The following is a 6,658-nucleotide window of genomic DNA, read 5'->3' as shown; positions in this document are numbered from 1 at the left end:
CCGCTAGGCGAGCCCGAGTCGAAACCACCGCCACCGCGGACGCTGACTCTCCCCGTACGTCACCAGGTTTCGACACGCTCCTCGGCTAACGCCTCGGACCGGCTCAACCAGCGAACTCGTCGCCCGGCTCAACCAGCGGACCCGTCGGACCTGCTCGACCGGCGGAGTAGCCGGAACCGGGTCAGGCGCCGGGGACGGAGAGGGGGTCGAAGCCGTACGGCAGCTCCAGCCGGTGCTGGTGCAGCAGGTCGGTGTCGGCGAGCAGGTCCCGGGTCGGACGCTGCGCGACGATGCGACCCTCGTCCATCAGCGCCGACCGGCTGCACAGCTCCAGTGCGTACGGGAGGTCGTGCGTGACCATCAGCACCGCGACCGGCAGCGACCGGATGATCTCGGCGAGCTCGCGCCGGGCCGCCGGGTCGAGGTTGCTCGACGGCTCGTCCAGCACCAGCAGCTGGGGGTCCATCGCCAGCACGGTCGCGACGGCGACGCGGCGCCGCTGACCGAACGACAGGTGGTACGGCGCGCGATCGGCGTACTCCAGCATCCCGACGGCCTGCAGCGCCGACTCGACCCGCGCGCGCAGCTCCTCGCCCTTGAGCCCGAGGTTGGCCGGGCCGAACGCGACGTCGTCGGCCACGGTCGGCATGAACAGCTGGTCGTCGGGATCCTGGAAGACGAGACCGACGCGACGGCGGACCTCGGCGACCGAGTCCTTGGTCAGCGTGAGGCCGCCGACCGCGACGGAGCCCGTACCCGTGCCGCCGGCGACTGCGCCGAGGATGCCGTTGAGGTGGAGCACCAGGGTGGTCTTGCCGGCGCCGTTGGGACCCAGCAGCGCCACCCGCTCGCCCGCCTCGACGGTGAGGTCGACGCCGTACAGCACCTGGTGCCCGTCCGGGTAGGCGAACCCGAGCCGGCTCACCTGCAGCGCGGGCTCGCTCACGTGAGGACCAGCCCGGCGGCGAGGACGACCAGGGCGGCCGCCGGCAGCGCGAGCGCGGTACGCCACTCGGCAGCGGTCGCGGCGCGCCCGGACAGCACCGGCATCGGTCCGTCCAGACCGCGGGCCAGCATCGCCCGGTGGACCCGCTCGCCCCGCTCGTACGTCCGCACGAACGTCGAACCTACAGTCCCCGCAACGGATCTCAGCTGGGAGGAACGTCCGCCGCTGCCACCCCGCGCGAGTCGGGCGATGCGAGCGCGCTCCAGGTCCTCGCTGGCGATGGACAGGTACCGGATGGCGAACCCGATGATCGCGACGAGCACCCCCGGCAGTCGCAGCCGTTCCAACCCGACGAGCATCTCGCGTGACTCGGTGGTCGCGGCGAGGACGATCGCGGCCACGACACCGAGCGAACCCTTCACCAGCAGGACCGCGCCGCCGATCAGCCCGGACTCCGACACGGACAGGCCCACCACGTCGACGCGCGGCCCGGACGCGACGAACGGCATCAGCAGCGCGAACACCACGAACGGCGTCTCGACGAGCATCCGCCGGGCGATGACGCCGAACGGCAGCCGGGCCAGCGCGATCACTCCCGCGAGCAGCACCCCGTACGCCACGAACGCCGGCCACGCCGTACGCGGGGTGGCGACGACCACGACGACGAACACGAGCAGCGCGACGAGCTTCACCTGCGCGGGCAGGCGGTGCACGATCGAGGGACGGCGGACGAGCAGGGCGTCCGCGCCCCGGGCAGCCGGACCGGCAACGGGTGTCGCGACCACGGATCAGCCTCCGACCGCGGACGACTCGCGCTCGGGGGCCGCCTTCTCGACCGGACGCACGCGCCGGACGATCCAGGCGATCGCGCAGCCGATCAGGACGGTGAGCGCGACGCCGATCAGACCGGCGAGGCCACCGGAGAGGAAGGTGTTCTGGACGCCGCTCACCGCGTAGCCGGACATCGGGCCACCGGCCACGGCGGAGTCCTGGTGCTCGAATCCGAGCTGCTGGCCGACGTACTCCAGGCCGTCGGGGTGGGCGCTGGCGAAGTAGCTCAGCCCGAAGGCCACCACCGCGGCAGCACTCAGGGCGATGATGACGGAGCGTCGGCCGAGGTGGACGGCGGACCGCCCGGTGGCCGGTTCGAGCGCGTCCGCCGCGACGGTCGTGCGTTTGCCGTCGGCGTCGACCAGCTCCAGGTCGCGACGCAGGTGACGGGCGACGAAGACGAGGTCCGGCCGGGCGGCGAGCACGGCACTGAGCACGGCCGTGGTGATGAGCGCCTCGCCGATGCCGATGAGGACGTGCCAGCCGATCATCGCGGTGGCGACCTTGCCGAGTGGGATGTCCACCGAGCCGCCGACGGCGTAGATGCCGGTGAAGGCGACCGCGGCGGCCGGCACGGCGAGCATGGCGGCGACGAACGCGGCGACCGAGATGCTCGAGGAGCGGCGCGGCAGGACGCCGAGGGCCAGCCGCATGACGGCGTACCCGACGATCACGGTGACGACGCCCATGTCGGTGATGTTGGTGCCGAGCGCGGTGAGGCCGCCGTCGGCGAAGAACACGCCCTGCACGAGCAGCACCACGGTCATGCACAGCAGTCCAGTCCACGGCCCGACGAGCGCGGCGGCGAGAACCCCACCGAGCAGGTGCCCGCTCGTACCGGCCCCGACCGGGAAGTTGACCATCTGCACGGCGAAGATGAACGCCGACACCAGGCCCGGGAGCGCCGGGCCGGTCTCACGGATCTCGGGTGCGGCCTTGCGCAGGGCGATCGCCACGGCGCCGGCGGCGACCGCTCCGGTCGCGGCCGAGACCGGCAGGTCGATGAATCCGTCGGGTACGTGCATGGTTACACCCTGGCCCTAGATGCGACACGTTCGCAACTGGACGGGTGGCTAGGGTCGGTCCATGCGCGCCGAAGCCGTCTCGAAGCCGCACGCCTTCCACGCCGAGGGTCCGGTCTGGTGGCCCGACGGGCGCCTCCGGTACGTCGACCTGATGGCCGGCGACGTCCTCACCCTGCTCGACGACGGCTCGGTCGAGCGGGCCCATGTGGGCGAGGTCGCCGCTGCACTCCGGCCACGCGCGTCCGGCGGCGCGGTCGTCGCGGTCGAGCGCGGGTTCGCACTGGCGACCTCCGACGACCTGAGCGACATCGCCCCGCTGCCCGAGCTGTGGAGCGGGCCGATCCGGTTCAACGACGGCGGCTGCGACCCCGCCGGCCGCTTCTACTGCGGGTCGATGGCCTACGACCAGTCGCAAGGCCAGGCCTTCATGTACCGCCTGGACCCCGACGGGTCGGCCACCCGCGTCCTGGACGACCTGACCATCTCCAACGGCCTCGGCTGGTCGGCCAGCGGCGAGACGGCGTACTTCAACGACACCCCGACGCGCACGATCAGCGCGTTCGACTGGTCGGAGGCGGACGGCCTCACCGGGCGACGAGCCTTCGTCCGCCTCCCGGACGACCTCGACGGCGACCCGGACGGGCTCTGCGTCGACGCGGACGGCGGCGTCTGGGTCGCGCTGTACGGCGGGTCGGCCGTCCACCGGTACGCGCCGGACGGGCAGCTCGACCAGGTCGTCGAGCTGCCCGTCACCAACGTCACCGCGTGCACGTTCGGCGGTCAGGACCTGCGCACCCTCTACGTCACGACCACCCGGGAGAACGTCCCGGACGGCGAGCAGCCGGCTGCCGGCGCGGTGTTCACGTGCGAGCCGGGTGCGGCCGGCCTGCCTGCATCCCCCTTCGCAGGCTGACCGGCCGCCGCCGGGCGGTACGCAGTTCGTCAGCGCACGGCGTACGAGACCGCCTTGACCTGCTCGGTGGTGCGCTTGCCGGTGAGGCCCTTCCCGGCCTGGACGGTCCACACCGGGCGGCTGGTGTCGAACCACCCGGCCCCGCGGTCGTTCTCCCGCATCAGCAGGTCGCGCTTGTCGCTGCAGTAGTAGCGGGCGATGTAGCCGTCCGGGCGCACGCTGCCACCCCCGCCGAACGACGGCTGACAGGTCGTGCCGTCCGCGAGCACCACACCCCACGGCACCGGATGCGCGTACGGCCGCGCGGTCGTCGGCCGGGTGAGGTTCAGCAGGTCGGCGTGCTTGCGGTACGGCGAGGCGACGCAGGCGGCCTGCGTACGGTTGACCGTCCAGCACGCGTCGTACCCGGAGGCGCTCGCCCCGCAGACGAAGATGCCGGAGCTCTTGGCGACCAGGCTCGCCTCGCTGCCGTCGCAGCTGTCGTTGGTACGGGTGGTGGTCCACCCGGACGCGACGCCACCGGCCGACGTGGTCGGGTTGATCGACCGGATCTGGGTGCGAGCGACCGAGCCGCCGCCGGCGCCGTGGCCGCTGAGGATCTGGACGTTCGTCATGACGGGTCGTCCGCCGCGCAGCTTCAGGACGCCCGTCCGCCGCGACTCGCTGCCGTCGATGCCCTGGAACGCACGCCAGGTCACGTTCAGCCCGGACCGGCCCACCGACCAGGAGCTCACCCGCGCCTTGCCGTAGTAGGCGTCCGCGTTCGCGACGCTGCCGAGGTCGAGGGAGCCGAGAACCTTCCAGCCCTCGCCGTAGACCACGATCACGCTCGGCCAGGTCACGCCGCCCGCGTCGCAGAAGAACTCGACCACCATCTCCTTGCGGCCGTCGCCGGTGAGGTCCAGCAGGGTGGGCTTGGAGCCCGGGTTGTAGTACTTCATACCGACGCCGGGCATGTTCGCCTCTACGTTGCCGTCGCGTCCGCGCAGGTCCTTGCCGTTGACCAGGCGGCCGGCCGGGTTGTCGCACATCGCCGGGTACGGCGCGCTCCGGAGTCCCGCGAGGGTCAGGCCCTTGCCGCCTGTCATGCCCTCATCGCGATGACCACTGCTGCCCTGCGGGCCGTTGGCGGCCGAACCGCCGGCCTGCGGAACGCTGCCTTGCGGGCTTCCACCGGCCGCGTTCGCGGTGGCGGACTCCGCCGCCGTCTGACCGGTCGGCGCGCTGCTGAGCGCGGCCGTACCCGCCGATGCCGAGCCGGCCGCCGTGCTGCTCGCGGCGGTGGAGCTGGTGGTGCTGCCTGCCGCGACCGGCAGGTCGGAGCCGGCGGCCGAGCGGTCCTCGTCCTGGCAGGCCGCGAGCGCGAGGCTCGCGCTCAGTGCGAGTGCCGCGACGGCGATGGAGTGGTGCTTCATGACGGTTCCCCCTGTCTGAACCCCGGACCCCCGGCCCGGCGTGGCGCCGGGATCCGCCCGGCTCACGAACCGTTCGGCCCGCTGATGTGAAGGACGTACGACGCGCCCGGTCGTTGTCGTGCGGGGGTCTCAGTCAGGTCTGATCTTGGGCGGGAGGGTCCTGCGACCAAGTCCGAGGCGATACCGATTTCGCACTTGGGCCCGGAGCCCGTTAACATTGCTCCTCGTTGCCACGGCAACGCCCGCACCCGTAGCTCAACGGATAGAGCATCTGACTACGGATCAGAAGGTTAGGGGTTCGAATCCCTTCGGGTGCACGCTGTGTTGAGACAGTCAACGAAGGCCCCGGTCCATGCGACCGGGGCCTTCGTCGTGTCGGTAGCTGTGCGGATCCTCGGACCCGGGTGCGCCGGTTCTGCCAGCCTGTGGTGCGTGGAACCCGCGACTGCGGCGACCGGCCCGTAGCGGTCTCAGGCGCAGGTCGGCTCGACGACCGGCTCGGACTCGAGCAGCCTGAAGCCGTCGGTGGACCGTTCCAGCGCGGCGAGCACGTCGCCTGCCTCGAACGCCTGCCCCGGCGCCAGTGCGCCGGCACCCTGATGACGGCCGTCGATCAGCCGGACGACGCCCTCGACGACGATCGGCGCGGTGAAGGCGTAGATGTCCCGACCGGCGCACGCGAGGCTCCGGGACCGGCCGTCGCGGCCCACCACCACCTCGACGACGAACCGCTGCTCCGAGCGTCCTGAGTCGTCCGCCGCGGACGGCGGCGGGGTGCTGGAGTCGCGCAGGTCCGCCAGGGGTGCCGTGTTGAGGTGCGAGGTGAGCTCGCCCACCTGGAGGTGACGGTGGATCGTGACGACCTCGGAGAACGGCAGCTGCACGACCTCCTGGACGCCGAGCGGCCCGGGGAACGACCAGGTCCCCGTCGGTGCCGGACTCTCCAGCGGCGCCAGGACGCCGCCCCGAATCACCTGGCGCACTGCGGTGTTGCGGTCGCCGGTGACGCGGGTGCCCTCGGTCGGCCACCAGCGGTCCAGACCGATCGCGACCTTGACTTCGTCCGCGCCCGGCTCGCCGTCGAGAGCGGCCGTCGTGAGCAGGTCGGCGAGGCCGCCGTAGAACGCCATGGCCGGGACGACCGAGACTCCGGCGCTGCGGGCCGGCGCGTCGAGCTCGTCGTACAGCTGCTGCACGGCCGGCTGCTCCGCCGTCACGTCGAGGTAGTGCGCGCCGGCCTCCACCGCGGCGCGAGCGAGCGGGAGGGCGGTGTCGAGGAACGGACCCGCGACGTTGACCACGACGGTGATCCCCGCCAGCGCCTCGCGCAGCCGGTCCGCGTCCTCGACGCCAACCACGCGACGCTCCAGCCCGTCGTACCGCGACGCGAGCGCGGACAGCCGCTCCTCGTTCCGCCCGGCCAGCACGGGCGTCAGCCCGCGGGACAGCAGCTCGTCGATGACGAAACGCCCGGTGTGCCCGGCGGCTCCGTAGACCATGACTCGTTCGGTGCTCATGCGTCCATCGT

At 72.4% G+C, this 6,658-nt stretch carries 6 protein-coding genes and 1 tRNA gene; 2 read left to right on the top strand and 5 right to left on the bottom strand.

Annotation, left to right across the window (positions count from 1 at the left end):
• Window positions 1–181: 181 nt before the first annotated feature.
• From P4R38_RS01290 to P4R38_RS01280, 3 genes are read right to left on the bottom strand one after another with little or no spacing between them, the layout of a single operon-like run.
• Window positions 182–946, bottom strand: coding sequence for an energy-coupling factor ABC transporter ATP-binding protein (locus P4R38_RS01290; RefSeq protein ID WP_277190662.1), 765 nt, complete (start codon window positions 944–946; stop codon window positions 182–184).
• Window positions 943–1,731 (bottom strand): cobalt ECF transporter T component CbiQ, encoded by a 789-nt coding sequence (cbiQ, locus tag P4R38_RS01285; protein WP_277190661.1) that lies wholly within the window; start codon window positions 1,729–1,731, stop codon window positions 943–945. Before cbiQ ends, P4R38_RS01290 begins: the two co-directional genes overlap by 4 nt.
• Before the next feature lie 3 nt (window positions 1,732–1,734).
• Window positions 1,735–2,802, bottom strand: a complete 1,068-nt coding sequence (locus P4R38_RS01280; RefSeq protein ID WP_277190659.1) for an energy-coupling factor ABC transporter permease — start codon at window positions 2,800–2,802, stop codon at window positions 1,735–1,737.
• A 61-nt stretch (window positions 2,803–2,863) separates the two neighbouring features.
• Here P4R38_RS01280 and P4R38_RS01275 point away from each other — a divergent pair, with 61 nt between their 5' ends.
• Window positions 2,864–3,715, top strand: a complete 852-nt coding sequence (locus tag P4R38_RS01275; protein WP_277190658.1) for an SMP-30/gluconolactonase/LRE family protein — start codon at window positions 2,864–2,866, stop codon at window positions 3,713–3,715.
• A gap of 29 nt (window positions 3,716–3,744) precedes the next feature.
• Here P4R38_RS01275 and P4R38_RS01270 read toward each other — a convergent pair whose 3' ends face one another.
• Window positions 3,745–5,130: a hypothetical protein gene (locus tag P4R38_RS01270; RefSeq protein ID WP_277190657.1), complete on the bottom strand. Its 1,386-nt coding sequence runs from the start codon at window positions 5,128–5,130 to the stop codon at window positions 3,745–3,747.
• A 244-nt stretch (window positions 5,131–5,374) separates the two neighbouring features.
• Between P4R38_RS01270 and P4R38_RS01265 the strand changes: the two genes are divergently transcribed.
• Window positions 5,375–5,447, top strand: a tRNA-Arg gene (locus P4R38_RS01265).
• Window positions 5,448–5,600: 153 nt separating this feature from the next.
• Here P4R38_RS01265 and P4R38_RS01260 read toward each other — a convergent pair.
• Window positions 5,601–6,647, bottom strand: coding sequence for a saccharopine dehydrogenase family protein (locus P4R38_RS01260; RefSeq protein WP_277190656.1), 1,047 nt, complete (start codon window positions 6,645–6,647; stop codon window positions 5,601–5,603).
• Window positions 6,648–6,658: the final 11 nt, after the last annotated feature.

This window comes from Luteipulveratus flavus (assembly GCF_029439465.1).
Taxonomy (GTDB): Bacteria; Actinomycetota; Actinomycetes; order Actinomycetales; family Dermatophilaceae; genus Luteipulveratus; species Luteipulveratus flavus.
The sequence above is the reverse complement of the archived record's forward strand: the minus strand, read 5'-3'. Positions and strand labels throughout refer to the sequence as shown.

Excerpts from the sequence above, each read along its gene's own strand:
- P4R38_RS01280 (WP_277190659.1), bottom strand. The coding sequence starts at position 2,802 with ATGCACGTACCCGACGGATTCATCGACCTGCCGGTCTCGGCCGCGACC.
- P4R38_RS01275 (WP_277190658.1), top strand. The coding sequence starts at position 2,864 with ATGCGCGCCGAAGCCGTCTCGAAGCCGCACGCCTTCCACGCCGAGGGT.
- P4R38_RS01270 (WP_277190657.1), bottom strand. The coding sequence starts at position 5,130 with ATGAAGCACCACTCCATCGCCGTCGCGGCACTCGCACTGAGCGCGAGC.
- P4R38_RS01260 (WP_277190656.1), bottom strand. The coding sequence starts at position 6,647 with ATGAGCACCGAACGAGTCATGGTCTACGGAGCCGCCGGGCACACCGGG.